The 19,350-nt window shown below is 48.4% G+C and carries 12 protein-coding genes; 3 read left to right on the top strand and 9 right to left on the bottom strand.

Annotation, left to right across the window (positions count from 1 at the left end; all coding sequences use genetic code 11):
* Nucleotides 1-53: 53 nt before the first annotated feature.
* From ACYVGO_RS35165 to ACYVGO_RS35185, 5 genes are all read right to left on the bottom strand, one after another.
* The gene (locus ACYVGO_RS35165; protein ID WP_460973439.1) at nt 54-2,501 is read right to left on the bottom strand and encodes an endonuclease MutS2; all 2,448 of its coding nucleotides are present in this window, start codon (nt 2,499-2,501) and stop codon (nt 54-56) included.
* Between the two features lie 120 nt (nt 2,502-2,621).
* Nucleotides 2,622-3,827 (bottom strand): AGE family epimerase/isomerase, encoded by a 1,206-nt coding sequence (locus ACYVGO_RS35170; protein WP_460973371.1) that lies wholly within the window; start codon nt 3,825-3,827, stop codon nt 2,622-2,624.
* Nucleotides 3,828-3,934: 107 nt separating this feature from the next.
* The gene (locus ACYVGO_RS35175) at nt 3,935-4,195 is read right to left on the bottom strand and encodes a hypothetical protein (RefSeq protein ID WP_460973372.1); all 261 of its coding nucleotides are present in this window, start codon (nt 4,193-4,195) and stop codon (nt 3,935-3,937) included.
* A 123-nt stretch (nt 4,196-4,318) separates the two neighbouring features.
* Nucleotides 4,319-6,055 carry a RagB/SusD family nutrient uptake outer membrane protein gene (locus ACYVGO_RS35180; RefSeq protein WP_460973373.1) on the bottom strand — a complete coding sequence of 579 codons (1,737 nt, stop codon included), beginning with the start codon at nt 6,053-6,055 and terminating at the stop codon, nt 4,319-4,321.
* Nucleotides 6,056-6,095: 40 nt separating this feature from the next.
* Entirely contained in the window at nt 6,096-9,386 is a 3,291-nt protein-coding gene (locus tag ACYVGO_RS35185; RefSeq protein ID WP_460973374.1) for a SusC/RagA family TonB-linked outer membrane protein, read from the bottom strand.
* Between the two features lie 406 nt (nt 9,387-9,792).
* Between ACYVGO_RS35185 and ACYVGO_RS35190 the strand changes: the two genes are divergently transcribed.
* Complete coding sequence (locus ACYVGO_RS35190) at nt 9,793-11,367, top strand: NFACT RNA binding domain-containing protein (RefSeq protein WP_460973375.1); 1,575 nt, start codon at nt 9,793-9,795, stop codon at nt 11,365-11,367.
* 59 nt (nt 11,368-11,426) lie between these two features.
* Here the strand turns inward: ACYVGO_RS35190 and ACYVGO_RS35195 are convergent, their stop codons facing one another.
* Nucleotides 11,427-12,668, bottom strand: coding sequence for an ABC transporter permease (locus tag ACYVGO_RS35195; RefSeq protein ID WP_142775300.1), 1,242 nt, complete (start codon nt 12,666-12,668; stop codon nt 11,427-11,429).
* A 225-nt stretch (nt 12,669-12,893) separates the two neighbouring features.
* On the opposite strand from ACYVGO_RS35195, the gene ggt reads away from it, so the two are divergent.
* Together ggt and lepB are read left to right on the top strand one after the other, a co-directional pair.
* On the top strand, nt 12,894-14,699 hold the full coding sequence (ggt, locus tag ACYVGO_RS35200; RefSeq protein ID WP_460973376.1) for a gamma-glutamyltransferase: 1,806 nt from the start codon (nt 12,894-12,896) through the stop codon (nt 14,697-14,699).
* Nucleotides 14,700-14,876: 177 nt separating this feature from the next.
* Nucleotides 14,877-16,046, top strand: coding sequence for a signal peptidase I (lepB, locus tag ACYVGO_RS35205; protein WP_460973440.1), 1,170 nt, complete (start codon nt 14,877-14,879; stop codon nt 16,044-16,046).
* Between the two features lie 56 nt (nt 16,047-16,102).
* On the opposite strand, the gene ACYVGO_RS35210 is transcribed toward lepB, so the two are convergent.
* The 3 genes from ACYVGO_RS35210 to pdxA form a co-directional block, all read right to left on the bottom strand.
* The gene (locus tag ACYVGO_RS35210) at nt 16,103-16,753 is read right to left on the bottom strand and encodes a DNA-3-methyladenine glycosylase (protein ID WP_460973377.1); all 651 of its coding nucleotides are present in this window, start codon (nt 16,751-16,753) and stop codon (nt 16,103-16,105) included.
* A gap of 15 nt (nt 16,754-16,768) precedes the next feature.
* Nucleotides 16,769-17,656: a YicC/YloC family endoribonuclease gene (locus tag ACYVGO_RS35215; RefSeq protein ID WP_142775297.1), complete on the bottom strand. Its 888-nt coding sequence runs from the start codon at nt 17,654-17,656 to the stop codon at nt 16,769-16,771.
* A 115-nt stretch (nt 17,657-17,771) separates the two neighbouring features.
* Complete coding sequence (gene pdxA / locus ACYVGO_RS35220) at nt 17,772-19,277, bottom strand: 4-hydroxythreonine-4-phosphate dehydrogenase PdxA (RefSeq protein WP_460973378.1); 1,506 nt, start codon at nt 19,275-19,277, stop codon at nt 17,772-17,774.
* Nucleotides 19,278-19,350: the final 73 nt, after the last annotated feature.

Consider the following 19,350-nt stretch of genomic DNA (forward strand, 5'->3'; position numbering starts at 1 on the left):
ACAATCTCGTGTGTCAGGTAACTTCAAACCTCGAACGTCAAACCCCAAACCATTTATCTCATCTTTACAATTGTCACACCTGCGCCACCTCGATCAGCGTGTTCGTCTTCCATTTTTCCCACCTGTTTATACCCTCGAAGGTGGTTCCGAACGAGGGTGCGTAAAATACCGTCGCCTTTACCATGAACGATGCGGAGTTCTGGGTAACCGAGCATCAACGCATCATCAAAAAAACGATCAACTTCGCCGAGGGCTTCTTCACCCCGTTTGCCCCGAATGTCGAGGTTGAAGCTAAAGTTCTGCATCTTCTCGTTTATATCAACACCCTGGCTGCGGGGCCGGTCGTCCCGAACGTCAGTAGCCTCTTTGAAGGTCTTCTTGCTTACTTTTTCAAGTCGGTTTAGTTTGACATTCGATTTCAGATCCCCGATACGGATTTCGGCATCTTTACCACGCAGAGTCAGTACCTCGCCAATGGCCGCCGTGGATTCGGTGTTCTGGCCTGCTATGCGAACATAGCTGCCAACGGTAATAGCTCCACCATCGTTTTCAAACTCCTCCTCAGGTTGTTTGGGCGTTTCGACAACAACGGGTTCTGGCTTCAGTTCTTTTTGCTCGAACCGTTCCAACTCCTGTCGGATCTGCTTCGTGGGTTCGCGCTCGGCTTTATTTTCCTTAATCTCACGGATAGTAGTTTCAATCCGCTGATTTGCTTCCTGAACGAGGGCTTTCGCCTTTTGCTTGGCGTCGTTAACAATCTTCTTCTGATCGTTGTCTAAGCGATTTTTCAGGGCGGTATATTCGGCCAACTGCTGCGCCAGCTTCCGTTGATTGATGCCGATTTCGATGTTTTTCTCGGAGAAAACCCGTTTCTCGATATCAAGTTCTTTCAGCAATTTCTCGAAATTCACCTGCTGATTACCGAGCTTTTCTTTCGCCCGATCAATGACGCCTTTCGGCAGCCCAATTTTCTGAGCAATCTCAAACGCAAACGAAGAGCCCGGCCGACCAATTTCTAACTGATACAGCGGTTCCAGATGCTCGCCATCGAAGCGCATGGCGCCATTAATCAGCCCCGACGTTTTGTCAGCCATAACCTTTAGGTTAGTATAGTGTGTATTGATCACACCATAAGCGCCGGACTTGTTGAGATCTTCCAGAATGGATTCGGCAATGGCTCCCCCTAAACCAGGCTCTGTTCCTGTACCAAATTCGTCGATCAGAAACAGCGTCCGTTTGTTAGCGCCAATCAGAAACTGTTTCATGGCGGTTAAGTGCGACGAATATGTACTGAGGTCATTTTCAAGTGACTGCTCATCGCCAATGTCGATGAACAAATTCTGAAAAACGCCCATTTCTGCGTATTCAGCCATCGGTATAAGTAACCCGCATTGCAGCATGTACTGCAACAAGCCAATTGTTTTAAGGGCAACGGATTTACCCCCTGCATTCGGCCCAGAAATAATCAGAATGCGCGCTTTCTCATCTAACCGAACATTGAGGGGTACAACCGCTTTCCCCTGCTTCGAAAATGAGAGATAAAGCAATGGGTGCCGGGCATTGATCCAATTGATAAAGGGGCGGTCGTGGAGCTTGGGCATGATCGCATCCAACTGAACAGCCAATTTGGCCTTTGCCCGAATGAAGTCGATTTGCGCCAGAAAATTGATCGCCTTTCTTAAATCGTCTAAATGGGGGCGGACCTGGTCAGTAAGGGCGAGCAGAATACGATAGATTTCGCGTCGTTCTGCATACTCCAGTTCCCGAATTTCGTTGTTGGCATCGAAGACTTCAGCGGGTTCGAGAAACACAGTTTGCCCCGTTTGCGACTCGTCATGAACGAAGCCTTTGATTTTGCGTTTGTGCTCGGCGGCAATGGGTATTACCAGCCGTCCTCCACGAACGGTTAGCGAGAGATCGTCGGGAATCCAGCCATTTTGCCGGGCCTGCCGAATGATGCTATCGAGCCGTTTGCGCAGGTTAGCCTGCTCGCCGATAATTCGCCGACGAATGCTGGCTAATTCGGGCGAAGCAGAATCCCGGACATTTCCCCGATCATCAATGACGCGCTCAAGGGCTTCCGTCAGCTTTTTATCGACGCCAACTGGACCCGCTAATTCGCGAAGGAATGGGAAATTCGTACTTTCATCCCGTTTGGAGTCACTTTGGCGGGACAAAAAACGCAAACAGTCCTGAACGGTTCTAAGGGCTAGTTTAAGGTCGAAAAATTCGGCTTCAGTTAGCGCCATCCCTTCTACACGGACACGGCTCAGATGTGGTCGAACGTCGATGTAATTGCTATTCGGGAAGTCGGGTTCATACTGAACAATCTGTTTGAACTCCGTTGTTTGCTGAAGTAGTTTGTCGATAAGCTGTACATTATCCGTAAACCGAATCTTCTCAACATAATCCTGTCCCAGCGGACTGACGCAGGCTTCTTTAAGACGTTCGCGGATGGTATCGAAACCTAATTTTTGTTCTAAGGTATTTGGGTAAAGCATTACGTAGAGCCGCCCCTGCCAGGCCGGCTGATGATCACAACTGTTTAGACTAGTTTTCATAGCCAACTCGGATAGGAGCGGCATTTTATGAATAACAGCGCGCATGGATTATGGGTTCGATTATCGCAAATGCTCTAAACGTTCGAGCATTTCCAGACAGGCCCGGCTGTTGTGGTAGGGGCATTTCCACATACTGATTTTGTCGTTGCCAAGGACTTTGTGCGCTACGGTTACGCCACTGAACCACTCACCGTTTTTGAGGTCAAGCAGATATTTTTTGATGAACTCCCAACTTTTAATGGACTTATCTAAAAACGCTTTATCGTGTGTAAGCTGGTAAGCGTTCATGAACCCCACCATGGCCTCGGCCAGTACCCACCACGACCGTTCGCTATTGAGGTGACCATCGGGCTCAAGTTCATAGTTCATGCCGCCATCGGTAGGATCGAACCCGGTAGAAGCGGCCCGTGCCATTCTCACGCCCACATCCCGAACTGTTTTCTGGAGAGGCTTATCGCCGGGGTTTTTAGCCGCTAATACATCGGCGGCTTCGGGTAATAGCCAGGAGGCTTCAATATCATGACCATAGGAAATTGCCGTTCGCCGAACTGCCCAGTTCGTATCCATAAACAAATTCATGCGATACGTTTTCGGATCAATGATATGCTCCAGAAACATGTGCAATAGGCCCCGTATCTGATCGGCAACGGATTTGTCTGGCCAGACGCGATACAGACAGGTGAAAGCCTCCAGAATGTGGAGGTGCGTGTTCATCGTCTTTATCTCCTGATTGTCGTATTTACTGATGATGTAATCCGTTGCCGGTGACCAATCCTGGTTGAGGGCTTCGACAAAGCCGCCTTTGCTTTGATCAAAGGCATGCTTCACCATGTGTTGAAATTGAGTCTTCGCGAGGGCCAGAGCAGGAGCGGAGTTTGTAGCATGTACATACTCACTTAAACCGTAAAGTGCGAAGGCTTCGCCATAGGAGTGCTTGAGGGGGTATTTGGGCTGGCCCATCGCATCAACTGACCAATACACGCCACCATATTGCGGATCGATAAAATATTGATGAATATATTGAAAAGCCTGATCGGCGGTGGCTCGGTATTCTTCGTGATGGGTATGCCGAAGTGCCGCAGAGAATGTCCACAGGATACGGGCGTTCAGTACGATGCCTTTGTCTGCTTTAGGATCAGGTTGATTCTGGTAATTGACTCGACCATAGAATCCACCGTGATCGGCATCAGGTGCATAGCGTTGCCAATAGGCCAGAATATCTTTATGCTCCTGTCTTAATTCTGCGCGGAGTTGGTTTATATCCATGGGCAATGAATAATGAATAATGTAGAATGGATAATGAAGTCCACAGGCGTGAAACACTACTCATTATCCATTCTACCGCACGGGCGACCCCGATTATTCATTAGGATCTACTTCCTACTTCCATTACGGTCGCCACTGTGTCCTGAGTGGCCGTGACCTCCCCGTTCTTCAGTAAGTTCGGCTTTACTCTCAGTTGGCCACAGGTGTTCGTCTTCGGGCCCCTGCTTATTTTTGTTGGCATTGGTCATTGTTTTCTCGCCATTAGGCCGTTGACCACCGCTGTTCTGAGCGTTTTGATTGCGGCTTCGTTCGCGGCCGGGCTGCAAATCATTAGAGCCCGGCTGATCTGTGGTTTTGTGATTAGCCATGATAATTGTCTATTTGTTGTATAGACTAAATAACTGGCCAAAAGGCAGATTGTTTTAATACAGAAAAGCCCGTTCTAACTAGTTAGGACGGGCTTTTCTGTATTATTTAGGTAAGCTATTGGCTTAGTACCCTGGGTTCTGAGCAAGTATGCTCTTGCCCTGAGAGTCAATCTGCTGTTGCGGAATCGGCAGATACTCATCTTTGCCGGTGGTGTATTTAGCACCCGTGTAACCCACTGGCAACAGTTTGCCTTCGTAAGCAATGAAGGCGTTCAACACCGTAGAGGCCGTGCCCCAACGAACCAGGTCATAGAACCGGTGACCTTCGCCCGACAGCTCCAACTTCCGCTCAAACTGGATCGCCGTACGAGCCGCAGCCTTGTCGGCAAACGCTGTGTACAAACCGATCTGGTAGTTAGCTGCATTAGCACCAGCTGCCGTTTTCACGTAAGCAGTGCCTTTGGCACGACTCCGAATCTGGTTTACATACGATAGAGCGGTCGCTAAGCTACCTACTTCCACTTCGCACTCAGCCGCCATCAGCAGCACGTCAGCGTAGCGGATGATGTTGTAGTTGATGGCCGAGTAACCATCCGTCCACGAGCTACCATCGGTCAGTACTTTATCCTGCGATTTGTAGAACACAAACTTGATCGGTGAGTAAGGACCAGCAAAACCTTGGTCACGAATCCAGTCCAGACCTGGGTGCACCTGCCAATCCAGGTAAGGAATACCCCGACGGCCTATCGACCAGTCCAGACGAGGATCTACCGGACCCGCATCGGGTGTAAACGGCGCACTTGACGCAATTCCCTGGTCAGTTTTCAACTGGTTTGCAGCTGAATTGTAGGAGCCATCCAGTAAGGGTAAGCCATTGGCATCTACCCGGAACGAGTTAGCCAATTCAAAGCTAGGGGCAAAGAATCCGCAGCAACCAGCCGGACCGTTAGAACCCGTGTTGTAAGGGAAGTTCAGTACGAGGTCAGGGTTGGCATTATCTGAGTTACCCGCGTTGGCAGCTGCCTGAATAGCGAACACCGACTCCGAGCTGTTATCCTTGGCGGCATTAAAGTTATCCTGGAAGTTGGCCACCAGCGCATACTTTTTCCCGTCCGAGGTAACACCACTGGCAATCACCTGATCGAACAGGGCTTTCGCTTCAGCGTATTTCTTCTCATAGAGGTACGTTTTAGCCAGATAAGCTGTAGCCGCCCATTTATTGGCCCGGCCCACGGCTCCCTGGCTAGCAGGCAGGTTGTCAACAGCGTATTTGAAATCAGCCTCAATATTAGGCCAGATGTCGGCGCTATTGGGGACGGCTTCAATACCCGTACCGTAATCCTTCGTTTCATCCACATACGGGACTTTGTTGAACGAACGCTTCAGTTCAAAGTAGTAGTGAGCGCGCAGGAAGCGAGCTTCCCCCGAGATGCGGGCTTTGTCGGCGGCCGTTACATCCGCACCGGCCGAAGCCAGCGAGCGCAAGGTCGAATTACACCGGGCAACTCCTTCGTACATAGCATTCCATTTGGCGTTTACTTCCCCGCTGGTGGCTAAAATGCCATAGGTTTGGAATGGCGTCAGGGCGTTAAAGTCCCCGGAGTTGGAGCCTTTGTTGGCATCTCCGCCGGAAACACTACCGCGAACCCAGTTAAACGAGCTGGCGGATTGGGAAAAACCACGGGCATTCAATTGGGCATAAGCGCCAACCAAGAGTCCGTCCAGACCAGCTTTGGAGGTTAACTGAGCCCCAGATAACTGACCCGTGGCCGGTACATCCAGGAATTTATCTTGACAGGCGAAGGTAACCAGCATCATCAGAGCAGTGGCTACGGTCCCCTTTGTAATCGGATTTTTCATAGTGCGATTTGCCTAAGAAATAAGATGAGTTTGAGTTATGTTAGAAACCGAAGCTTAAGCCCACGTTGTAGCCACGCTGAACCGGATAGTTACCCACGTCGATACCGAAGTTCTGGTCAGCCGAACCACCAACGCCTGGATCAAGACCCGAGTATTTGGTGATGGTGAACAGGTTAGTGGCCGATACAGATAAGCGCAACCGGCTCAGGTTCACTTTGTTCAGAACCACCGCTGGGAAGGTGTAGCCTAAGTTCAGATACTGCATCCGGGCGTATGAACCGTTCTCTACGTAGTACGAGTTGGCCTGGGTGTTGGTACTGAAGTTCGAAGCACTCTCGAAAATGGGCACTGTGGTGTTTGTGTGTGTTGGTAACCATGAATCCCGTACACGGCCACCCATAGCAGCACCTGTGAAAGATGGGTAGAAATCGGTGAACCAGCGCTGGTTGTTGAAGATCTTGTTGCCCAGCGATGCGTACAGGTTGGTGTTCAGATCGAAACCTTTGTACTTCAGCGTCAGGGTGATACTACCCGTGAACTTCGGAATGGGGCTTCCCAGGAACTGGCGGTCGTCATCATTGATCTTGCCATCACCATTGGTGTCCTGGTAACGGAAACGGCCTGGAGCGGCACCATCCTGCGTTGGGGCCGCGGCCACTTCTTCTTTGGTATTGAATAGACCGATAACATTGTATCCGAAGAACGAAGACAGGTCATGACCAGGTTGGTTACGAACCACGTTGGTGCTCAAACGAGTACCGCCTGCGTTGAAGTACGGAACCGATGGGTCAATGGCTGTGATCTTGTTATCCAGGAAACTGGCAATACCTGTTACTTCATAGGTCAGATCCCCCGAGAGTGTACCCCGATTGGTCACCAGAATGTCGATCCCTTTGTTGGTCATGCTGGCTACGTTTTTGTAGGGAGCGCTCGACCGAACACCTACGACACCCGGCAATGCCAATGGGTAGAGCAGATCCTTGGTGTCCTTCTGCCAGAAATCAAGTACCACTTCCAACTTATTGTTGAAGAACGTTCCATCGACCCCAATGTTCTTGGTGATACTGGATTCCCACTTAGCTTCTGGGTTCCCGATCTGGCTCCGGTAGAAGCCTTGCGAAATCGAGTTATTGGTGCCACCGAGGTCATAACCCTGACCAGCCCCACCACCGTAGAGGTTAAACTGGTTAGTAGCACTCAGGTAGTTGGAGTTACCCATGATACCGTACCCACCCCGTACTTTCAGGTCTGATACCCAGGGTAGGTTTTTCATGAACTCCTCGCCCGACAAACGCCAGGCTGCTGAGGCAGCAGGGAACACCCCGTACCGGTTGGAAGCCGCAAACTGAGACGAACCATCCCGGCGGATAACTCCCGTCAGGATATACTTGTCATTGTAGGTATAACGAGCCTGCGCAAACAAGGAATAAAATTTATTCCCGAGGAAATAGTTACTTCCAACACCGCGGGTGGCGCCTGGCGTGGTTGTGTTGATGGTCACGTAGTTAGGGTCCTGCGAGAATGGGTTCTGACCCGATCCGTTGATGTTACGACCCAGCCCTGTGTTCAGCGCTTCGATACCGCCTAACGCAAAGATGTCATGGCGACCAAACTTCTGTTTGAAAGTAGCCGTGTTGGTAAAGGTCCAGGCTAAGCCATAACCCGATCCTTCGCTGTAGGTGTAGGTGGTGTTATTCTCCGAGTTTTCGTACTGTACCCGACCGTAGCTATTAAAATAGTTGCTGAAATACGTACCACCAATGCTGCTGCGCAGGGTTAAGGATGGAAGTACATCGTATTCTAAATACGCATTACCAAAGCCGAAGATGTTGAAGTTGCCGTTGTTAGCGTTTGCCATACGGTCAGCAACCGGATTACGGGGGTTGTTGAAGCCTGGAGCGGCTGTACCGGCATACCCACCGAAGGAGTTATAAATCGGGATGATTGGCGGCATACGGAACGCCGACAACACTTCATTTTCGTCCGAAGCAGCACTTGAGTTGTTATTGGTAGCATTACCCAATTGGTTTCCCACACCGCCCAAAATGCCTTTGGTTGCAACATACGAAATCTGGAAATTTTCGCCGAACCGGAGTTTCTTGGTGATATCGAACTCGGTATTAGCACGGAGATTGTATTTTTTGAATTCATTATTAATAACAATCCCTGACTGCTGTTGCATACCCAGGCTAATATAGAATCGGCTTGATTCAGTACCACCCGAGAAACCAAGTTGATGGCGCATTAATGGAGCTACACGGGTAATGGCTGCATACCAGTCGGTGCCTGCTTTGTTAGATGGAATTACGTTGTAAATCGCACCGTTAGCCGAATTGACGTTATACTTAGCGGCTTCAGCCGTTAGATCTACCTGCGAAGCCGACAAGCCCGAACGGCTACCAACCAACAGATAATCTGGCAGAACAGGTGTTAAGCCCGAGCCATACTGACCACCGGCAATACCCGCAAAGCTCGTCGCATCGGGGGTTGTACCAGCCTGGTACAAGTCATTTTTACGGGCCTGCCAGCTCCAGTCGGCCTGCTCCTGTGGATTCAGGATTGGTAAGCTTTTGCCTGGATCGGTAGCACCAAATAAACCATCGTAGCTAACACTTAATTTCTGCGCCCGACGCTGACCTTTCTTGGTTGTCAACACGATCACACCCGAAGCTGCCCGCGCTCCATAAATCGAAGCTGAGGCCGCATCTTTCAGTACCGTGGTACTTTCAATGTCATCCGGTGCGAGGAATTGAATGTTCTGGGTCGGTACACCATCCACTACATATAATGGCTGGTTACCACCGAACGAACCGAAGCCCCGCACTCGAACCTGGCTGGAGGTACCTGGCTGTCCGTTAGTGATCACGGTTACCCCGGCTACACGGCCCTGTAGCTGTTGCTCCACGTTTGCCGAAGGAACAACCTTCAATTGAGCGGGTTTCACAGTGGATACGGCTCCAGTTACATCCCGACGATTTTCAGTGGAGTACCCGGTTACTACTACTTCACTAAGAGCGGTAGCATCATCTTCGAGAGATACGGTTACGGCGGTACGGTTACCTACATTAATTTCCTGGGTTTTAAAGCCAATGGCTGATACAACCAGCACCGGGTTGGCGCCCCGGATGTTTAAGGCAAAGTTACCGCTTGCGTCGGAACTGGTACCCGTTTGGGTCCCTTTTAGGACCACGTTGGCACCTGGTACGGGACCATCAGTACCCGTAATTTTACCCGTCAATCGACGGTCTTGGGCAGAGGCTGATAAGCCCCAGAGCAGTAGAACTGCGCCCAGAAAAGCGGTCTGCAGAAACCTGTAGAGCGTTGCTTTCATGAAGATTAGGTTGGTTATATATTGAGTTAAACGCATCAATATTAAGTTAGTTTAGTTATACTTCAAAGTGAAATCTTAATAAATGTACACTGGCTGGCTAATTAAAAAAATATCAATTATTAAAAAAACCATATTGAAATATTAACAACAATCTGATAATCAAATTATTGTATGTAGTTAAAATTATATTATGTTAGATTAGTTATATATAATTTTAATATAGTTCTGTTTTAACTAGTTATTGACTATAGAGTGGCTTAAGAAATTATAGGCGTATTTTTGTCGCTATATGCATACCAACTATTACTTTCTACGGCAGCTTGCTCCAGTCCTCGAATCCCATTTACTAGGTAATTTTGCGCTAATTTCAGGGACTGCTAACCCACTTTCAAAGGGGCTCCTATTCATGGAATGTTTCAGTCAGGACCGTGATGAAGTTGTGCTCATTTTTGCGCAGGCCAGGGGGAAAAACAATTACTATAAACCATTCTACATAAAAGCAACGTTACGCCCCGATTTCTCTGGATTGTTCTTTCCTGAGTCTGTGCAACGTGCACGAACGAATAGTGTTGATTTATTTGAAACAGTAGTTGGAGAAACGGGGCAGGAACGGGCAGTTATTGGTGTTCGTTCATTTTTGAACGAGCGCTGCCTGGCTATTTTGTTGGAGGGCGGTTTCTCATTAGTATTTAAATTTTTCGGCAACCGGCCTAACTTACTGGCTTTCTTCAACAATGGGGTTGTCGATCTGTTTAACCGCCAATTAGTAAGTGATGAGCATCTCCTTTTCTCGTCTATTGACCGCCCAATCGATCAATCTTATGCGGCTTTCGAGCGGGCTAATTTCGACCATCGAAAACTGTTTCCAACCTTCGGGAAAGTTGTAAATGAATGGATCAGCAAGCAAGAATCGGAAAATCTAGAGGAGGGTAAACCCCAGTGGACTATTATTCAGGACACTTTGCGGCTACTCGAACACCCCCGGTATTACTTGACGCAACTGCATCATACGCCAACCTTGAGCCTGTTACCAATGGTCGATCCAGACGCTGGGGAGGCTCCCAACCGATCCTATTTGCGCGAGTTTGACGATCCTGTTGAGGCCGCTAATCGGTTTTATACTACTTATAACGGACTAGGTATTTTTGAGCATGAGAAAGCAAACCTATTACGCCTTCTCGAAAAGCGTCAGAAACGGGCAAAAGGACAGCTTGCGGGCGCTATGCAACGACTTATATCGCGTGAAGAGGGAGCGAGTCATGAAGAAATGGGACATATACTGATGGCAAATCTTCATGATGTACCACAGATACCAGGGGCTAAATCTCCTGAACGGTTAACACTATACGATTTCTATCGCGATCAACCAATAATCCTAAAACTTAAGCCTGACCTAAGTCCTCAGAAAAACGCGGAGAACTTTTATCGAAAGGCAAAGAATGAAAAAATTGAAGAGAAACACTTGACAGAGATGGTAGCCAACCGTGAAGTGGAAATAGCGCGGATTAACCAGCAGAAAGTTGATTTAGCCGGAATTCAAACCCTAAAAGAACTACGTCGCTATGTGAAACAACAAAATTTACTCACGGATTCGGCGGACCGAATTTCGCCCAATAATGATGCTGGGCCTATATTTAAAGAAGTAACAATTGATGCCTTTCGCATTCTGATTGGCCGGAATGCGAAAAATAATGATTTACTAACATTGAAATATGCTTACAAAGACGATCTCTGGCTTCATGCCCGTGATGTATCTGGTTCGCACGTAATTGTGAAATACCAGGCCGGTAAGACCTTTCCTCGTCATGTTATCGAACGGGCCGCTGAGTTAGCTGCATGGTACTCAAAACGCCGAACTGATAGCTTATGCCCTGTTGTTGTTACTCCCAAAAAATTTGTTCGTAAGCCGAAAGGCCTTGCTCCTGGGCAAGTGATTGTGGAGAAAGAAGATGTTGTCCTGGTTGCGCCAAAGGGAGAGTGAGAAGATATATGATGTATGGATTCAGACTGGACACCTACATCATATATCATACATCCTACTTACTTTGCCCGTATGGCAATTACGGGATCGAGACGGGCCGCTGAAAATGCGGGAATAATTCCCGACATAATGCCAATGATACTAGAAACACCCAGCCCCAATGCGATATTATCCGCTGTTAACTGGAGATCAAGGCTTCCTAAATCCATGAACGACAGTAGGTAAACCAGAAAGATACCGGCTAACCCGCCAACTAAGCTTAATAGCACAGCTTCAAATAAAAACTGAAACAGAATGAAGTAATTCTTTGCTCCCAGCGATTTCTGAATACCGATGATATTGGTGCGCTCTTTCACACTAACGAACATAATGTTGGCAATTCCAAAGCCACCGATCAGAATCGAAAAACCACCAATTACCCAGCCTGCTAAGGTTAAAACGGAAAAAATACCACTGATTGCCTGTGCGGCAGCTTCGGGGCGGTTAATGGCAAAATTATCATCTTGCGTAGGACGTAATCCACGTCGGGTACGCATCAACCCGCGAATTTCACTCTCCAGTTCGAGCAATCCCTCATCCGTATCATACCCTTTGATTGCCAGCGTAATATTCGGATTGAGGGAGTGAAACATCTTCGCAAAGGCGCCATAAGGAATCAGGCATTTGATGTCTGGATTACCGCCTACGTTAAGGATGCTTTCACCTTTCTTTTTCTGAACACCAATGACCGAAAAGTTCATGCCATTTATTTTAAACGACTTGCCAAGAGGATCCTGACCTGGAAAGAGGTTTTCGGCCACGTCGGACCCAATGATAGTTACATTGCGGGCAACGTCAACTTCCTGCTGGGTAAAATAACGACCCTGTTCAACCGGCACATCCGAGATCTTGTTGTAATCCAATGTTGTTCCCTGAATGAGGGCAATCATGCTGTTGTTATCCTTTTTGATCGTAATCCGACCTTTGAAAGACATAGCCACAACCGCCTGAGCATTTTCAAGCCGTTCACTTAGAAAGCGGTACTCCTTATAGGTGGGTACTGGCCGTTGAAAATATTTCCACCACTGAAAATCGCCACTAAAGACCCAGGGCCATTTTTCTACATACACCACCTTATCGCCAATGAAGGACAGGCTTTCTTTGATGTTTCGTTCTAGTGAATCGACCAGCGTAAAAACGGCGATGATCGCAAAAATACCAATGGTTACCCCAAGTAGCGATAACATTGTACGAAGAAGGTTCGAGCGAAGTGCCTGCCACGCGAACCGAAAACTTTCAAAAGTCTGACGAATAAATCGCATCTGGTATAAAGAGCGAAAAAGTGAATAACCAGCCTAGTCTAGCACGCCCTAGAGCCATGCTGCCTACAAGGTTCCAAGCAATGAAAGTACAACATGAGGTTTGCATCGCCAACGAATTTCGGACAAGTATAAACTTCTGGCGGATAAGTGGTTGATTTGGGTATCAGCGGGATACCGTTATTTTTGTAGTTTACGGCATAATACAACCTAACTGAAGCGTAACCTATGAAACAATGCAGTACATACTATTTACCATTCCTGCTTTTTACGTTAGGAGTAACCGCCTGCAAAACGCAAGCCCCTTCAACAACGACCGATACGAAGGTAACGCAGAGTCAGGGTGTTTATCAATATCGTGACGAAGACCCAACTGTAAAACCCTTTTTCTCTGATCGGGTAGGCGTAACCGGGCGTAATGGCATGGTGGCATCGGCCCATCCCGAAGCATCGCAGGTAGGACTAAACATCCTGAAAGCGGGAGGGAATGCGGTGGATGCGGCTGTAGCCGTACAGTTTGCATTAGCTGTAGTGTATCCGGGTGCCGGCAATATCGGGGGTGGTGGATTTATGGTTTATCGGGATAATGTCGGTAAAGCGTATACGCTCGACTATCGTGAAAAAGCGCCCGGCCGTGCCACCCAGAATATGTATCTTGATTCACTGGGCAATGTTCGACCCGGTTTGAGCATTAGCGGGCATCTGGCGAGTGGGGTTCCCGGTTCAGTTGATGGAATGGCCGAAGCCCATAAACGCTTTGGGAAACTAACCTGGACACAGGTAATACAGCCAGCTATCGATCTGGCTGCCAAAGGGTTTGCGCTAACCGAACGTGATGCACTGGGCCTAAATCGGATCAAAACCGATCTGAATACAATTAACCCTGGTAAAACATACTTCCTGAAAAGTGCCGTTCTTACGGATACAGTTACCTGGCATAAAGGTGAATTATTCGTGCAATCTGATTTAGCAAAAACGCTACAGCGGATTCAGGCGCAGGGAAGAGCCGGGTTTTATGAAGGCGAAACGGCCCGGCTGTTGGCAGAAGAGATGGTTCGTGGAAAAGGGCTGATTACGGAAGAAGATTTGAAAAATTACCATTCTGTCTGGCGGGAGCCAATTCAGGCGAAATACAAAGAGTACAATGTTATTACGATGCCACCAACCTCAAGCGGTGGGGTTGCTTTACTACAAATGATGCGCCTGACAGAGCCATATCCGCTCCGAAAGTGGGGCTGGAATCGCGACAGTACGGTGCAGGTAATGATAGAGGCCGAGCGTCGTGTGTATGCCGACCGGGCTAAGTTTCTGGGTGATCCCGATTTTGTGAAGGTGCCTGTTAGCCAATTAATAAGCCCGGACTACCTGCGTACGCGCTGGACGGATTTCTCATGGGCTAAGGCTACCGATAGTAAAGACGTGAAGGGCGGCACTATTCCTGGATACGAAAGCCTCGAAACTACCCACTTTTCGGTGGTCGATAAAGAGGGTAATGCCGTAAGTATCACCACAACCCTGAATGGTGGTTACGGGAGCCGGGTGGTTATAGGTGGCGCTGGTTTTTTCATGAACAATGAAATGGATGATTTTAGTGTAAAACCAGGCGTTCCAAACATGTTTGGTTTAATTGGAAATCAGGCCAACGCCATCGCGCCTAATAAACGCATGCTCTCGTCGATGACTCCAACTATTCTGGAAAAAGACGGGAAACTGTTTATGGTGGTGGGAACGCCGGGTGGTTCAACCATTATTACGTCGGTATACCAGACCATTCTGAACGTTATAGAACATGGTATGACCATGCAGCAGGCGGTTAATGCGCTCAAGTTCCATCACCAGTGGTTACCCGATAAAACGATTTTCGAAAATGGAGCCTTTTCCGACGCCACGATTCAGGCGCTGCAAAACCGGGGCTATACTCTGGAAAAACTCACAAATACATTGGGTCGTATGGACTGCGTACTGATCCGCCCCGACGGCTCCTATGAGGGCGCATCTGACCCAAGAGCTGACAATACCGCGAGGGGGTATTAATGCGAGCAGTTGATCCGTGAACAGGCAGCTTCCTGTTGCTGGATTTGAGTGTAGAATACAGAACAAGGCATTCAGCTAGTCATATAACCATCGGTGTAAAATAGGTATCAGCCTATTACACCGATGGTTATATTTCATTTTCAGATACTCGTTCTTACATTCACGACCCCTCAGGATATGCTCAAAGCGAAAAAACAGCAGGCGACTAAGCCCCTTAAATCCAAAAAAACACCCATCCGGGAATGGTTCGATTCGGTACTTTTTGCGGTTATTGCCGCTACGCTTATCCGGTTTCTGACCTTTGAAGCCTACGCCATTCCGACACCTTCCATGGAAAACAGCCTGATGGTTGGCGATTTCCTATTCGTCAGCAAGCTGCATTATGGTATTCGTACCCCCAAAACGCCCCTGCAAATACCGCTTACCCATCAGAAAATCTGGGGTACCGATCTACCATCCTATAGCACAGCCATTCAGTTGCCAATTTATCGGTTGCCTGGTTTTACGCATGTGAAAAATGGGGATGTTGTGGTCTTCAATTACCCACCGCCTAAAGCTGGGGAACCTGCCTATCCAACCGATTTAAAAACCAATTTTATAAAACGATGTATCGGTATTCCCGGCGATGTAGTGGAGATTCGTCAGGAGCAGGTATATGTTAATGGTAAGGCGTTCCCAACGCCAGCCCGATCTGAAACGACTTATTTTGTGAAAACCAATGAGGTACTTGACGAGCGATTTTTTCGGAAATACGATATCGTCAATGATTTCAAATCGCCGGAGGGACCGTTCATTAACTGGCAGCCGCTTGAGTCCTATAATGAGTCAACGAAATCGTCTACACTAGTAGGCTACCGAGTCAATATGACGGAGGAAGTCAGGCATAAATTTGCCGGATTCGATTGGGTGAAGGGAATTGAACCCATAACGGAGCCGAAAGGATTAGCTACACAGGGCATCTATGGTGGGTCAGCTTATCCCTGGAATCAGGATAATTTCGGTCCGCTTACCATTCCTAAAAAAGGGGTTACAATACCCATCAATACCCAAACAATTGCCGTATATGGGACTGCCATTCAGCGGTATGAAGAGAATCAGACGGTAGAGGTAACGCCAACTGGCATTCGCATTGACGGCCAGCCAATAACCACCTATACCTTCAAACAGGATTATTACTTCATGATGGGCGACAACCGACACAACTCAGAGGATTCCCGTTACTGGGGGTTTGTTCCTGAAGATCATATTGTTGGTAAAGCGGTATTTGTCTGGATGTCAATCGATCCTGTTCCGGCTGATATCTGGCACAAAGTACGCTGGGATCGCTTGTTCCGTGTGATTAACTAGGAGGATTTAACTGAGGAGTAAGAAATAGATAAAAATAACTATGTAGTTCTTCTTATCTATTTCTTACTCACAAACCGATTCCCTTTTATATAATATCGATACGGCAAATCAGCGCCGTGCGTTAGGCCGATACGGGTTGTGGTGACCATATCGAAGTCGTGCAATACCGGCCCACGAATATAAATTGAACCTGTTACCAGCGATGAGGCATTATCATGCTCCCGACTAATGCCCATCGCAATGGTGAGTTTGCCGGGTCCGTTGGCGAGATTACGCTGACCATCGGCGGTTGTGGCGTCGATGGTATTGTTACGATAGCGTTCGAAGCCGGTCTTAAAGGCTTCGTTACGCCGGAGTCCCATCAGGTCAATGCCTTCTGTAGGTTCGAGGGCCCGAATGAGCACCGCTTCTCCTACGCCCTCGGGACCTGATACGACATTGATACAGTTGTAGTGGTTGTAAATCTGATAGACATACAACGTTCCGGCTGGCCCAAACATGGCGGCATTGCGGACTGTTTGCCGCCGGTAAGCGTGGCAGGCTGGATCATCAGTTAAATAGCCTTCCGTTTCCACAATAATGCCTGCTGTTATGCCTTCCAGCGGTCCGTCGCCACGGCTCTCGTGTACGAGTTCACAACCGAGCAGGAGTTGAGCCAGCGTTAGGGTGTCGTGTGACTGATAGAAAGTATGGTCAAGAATTGTCAAGAGTAGCAGGAGTTTTTAGATCACATTCATCGTCTGCTCTTTGATTTTTTCCAGCTCGTCTTTCATCTGTACAACCAGCCGCTGAATGGCTGCGTCGTTGGCCTTGGAACCAATCGTATTAATTTCCCGACCAATCTCCTGCGAGATGAAATTTAGTTTTTTTCCATTGGCTTCTTCTGTTGAAAGCACCTCTAAGAAGTAGCTAAGGTGGCTTTTGAGCCGGACTTTCTCTTCTGAAATGTCGAACTTCTCAACATAATAGACCAACTCCTGTTCAAAGCGGTTCTGATCGAACGATTCGCTGTCCAATAGCTCTTTTACCGAGTTTCGCATCCGATCCCGAACGCCCGGAATCCGCCGAACATCCTGCTCTTCAATAGCTGCCAATCGGTCGGTAATGATCTGGATATACTCCTGAAATTTGCTCTCCAAAACGGCCCCATCCTGCTTACGGAATCCATCGCACCGGCGCAATGCTTCCTGCACAGCGGCCTGTACGGTTATCCAGTCCGATGCGTCATCCGTCGGGTCGGCGGATTCGGTCAGGTAGGCATTCGGTTGCTGGAGAGCCAGTTGCAGCACATCGCTGTCTGGTATACTCATAAGCATTGTGTTGGCAGTTTCCTTTAAATCACTCACATACGCCTGCACCAGTGGGCGATTAATGGTTACACCCGGCCGTATGCCACTGGTACGAGCCAGATTGAGCGAAAGCTCTACTTTGCCGCGTTCCAACTGCTGAGTCAGCAAGGCACGCAACTCAATTTCTTTATCAGAAAACTGCCGGGGCATCCGGCAATAAATATCTAAAAACTTTGAGTTCAGGGTTTTAATTTCCGCCGTTACAGACAAGCCACCAGCTTCCACTGTTGCATTGCCGAAGCCAGTCATTGATTTGAGCATTCGATTGGTATGGTTTTGTATGGGTTGTTAAGTTAATAGGTTATCGCGCCATAGTTTATTAAGTAAGTCATAAGATGTATAACTCAATAAACCACTGATTCAATAACCAACCGCCCTACTTCAGGGCTCCTGCTTCTAGTTCTAAAAACTCCTTGCGGTTGCGGGCAACATCAATGGCGGTATAAATGGCCTGGAGCATGGAGGTTTCGTCGGCAAGGTCTTTGCCAGCAATATCATAGGCGGTCCCATGATCGGGCGATGTTCGTACGGCGGGCATGCCAGCCGTAAAGTTCACGCCTTCCTCAAAGGCAATAGCCTTAAACGGAATCAGACCCTGATCGTGGTACATGGCCAAAACTGCGTCGAATTTCTTGTAAGCCCTGGTGCCAAAGAAACCATCAGCAGGGTAGGGTCCAAAAACCAGTTCTCCTTTGTTGGCCAATTCGATGAGCAGTGGCTTAATAATGTCCTGCTCCTCACTGCCTAGTAGTCCTTCTTCACCCGCATGAGGGTTCAGGCCGAGTACCGCAATTTTCGGTTTTTCGATGCCAAAATCCTGCTTCAGCGACTGCATCATCATATGCAATTTCTGGACAATACGCTCACGCGTGACATTCTGCCGGACGCGCCCCAAGGGGACATGACCTGTTACAACGCCAATCCGTAAGGTTTCGCTGACCATGAACATCAGATTATCCTCAACCCCAAATTCCTGCGCCAGGTATTCGGTATGGCCAGGGAATTTGAACTCTTCCGACTGGATGTTGTATTTGTTGATTGGAGCGGTTACGAGGGCATCTAACTTGCCATTCTTTAGGTCATCAACGGCCCGTTGCAAGCAAGCCAATGCGGCCTGGCCCGCTTCGGGAGTCACTTGGCCGGGCTGAATTTCCTGATTTTGGTCGGGCCAGCAGGTGATTACGTTGGTCAGTTTATGACTGATCTGACCAATCGTCTGTGCTCCATTCAGATTCCAGTCTTTCAGGTTCAACAAATTCCGATACCGATTCAAAATCCGCATGGAACCGTAGATAACAGGCGTACAGATTTTTTGCAATCGGTTATACTGAAGGGCTTTTAGAATTACTTCGGGACCAATGCCATTATAATCGCCCAGCGAAATGCCGATCACTAGCCGATCCTCTCGACCTGCATATTCGGTTGGCTGAGCTGCCTGATTACCAAAATCACGCGATCCTCCTTCGCTTAGTAAGGATTCGCGAGGTTGATTCCGGTTGTTGTTCGGATTCCGATCCCGATCCTGCCGGTTTTCATCACGTTGGCGAGCTTCGTTGGGGCGCTGACCGTTGTTGGGCTGCCGATTATCCCGTTGGTTCTTGGGCCGTGGCTCGTCAGTTCGGCCCGGTTGCTGTCGGTTCTCCCGTTGATTCTGCACGGGTTTGTACGATCGCTCAGGCCGATTTGGCGCATCATTTACCGCATTATCCTTTTTTCGGTTGTCTTGATAAGGAACATCCTGGCGATTGTTGCGGGGCTGATTGTTCTGCCGTTGCTCTGTCGATGGCTGTACTTGCGCATCGGTTGAGCGGGTATCAGGTTTTGGCCCACCTGAAGAGGTATTGCGGGATTGGTTCGGTTCGTTCGGTTGGCGTTGTTCCATGTACTTTTCGTAGTTTCGCCAAGAATTTTAACTAGTGAAGAATGAAGAATTAAGAGTGAAGAATAAATGGTAA

The organism is Spirosoma migulaei (assembly GCF_054776855.1).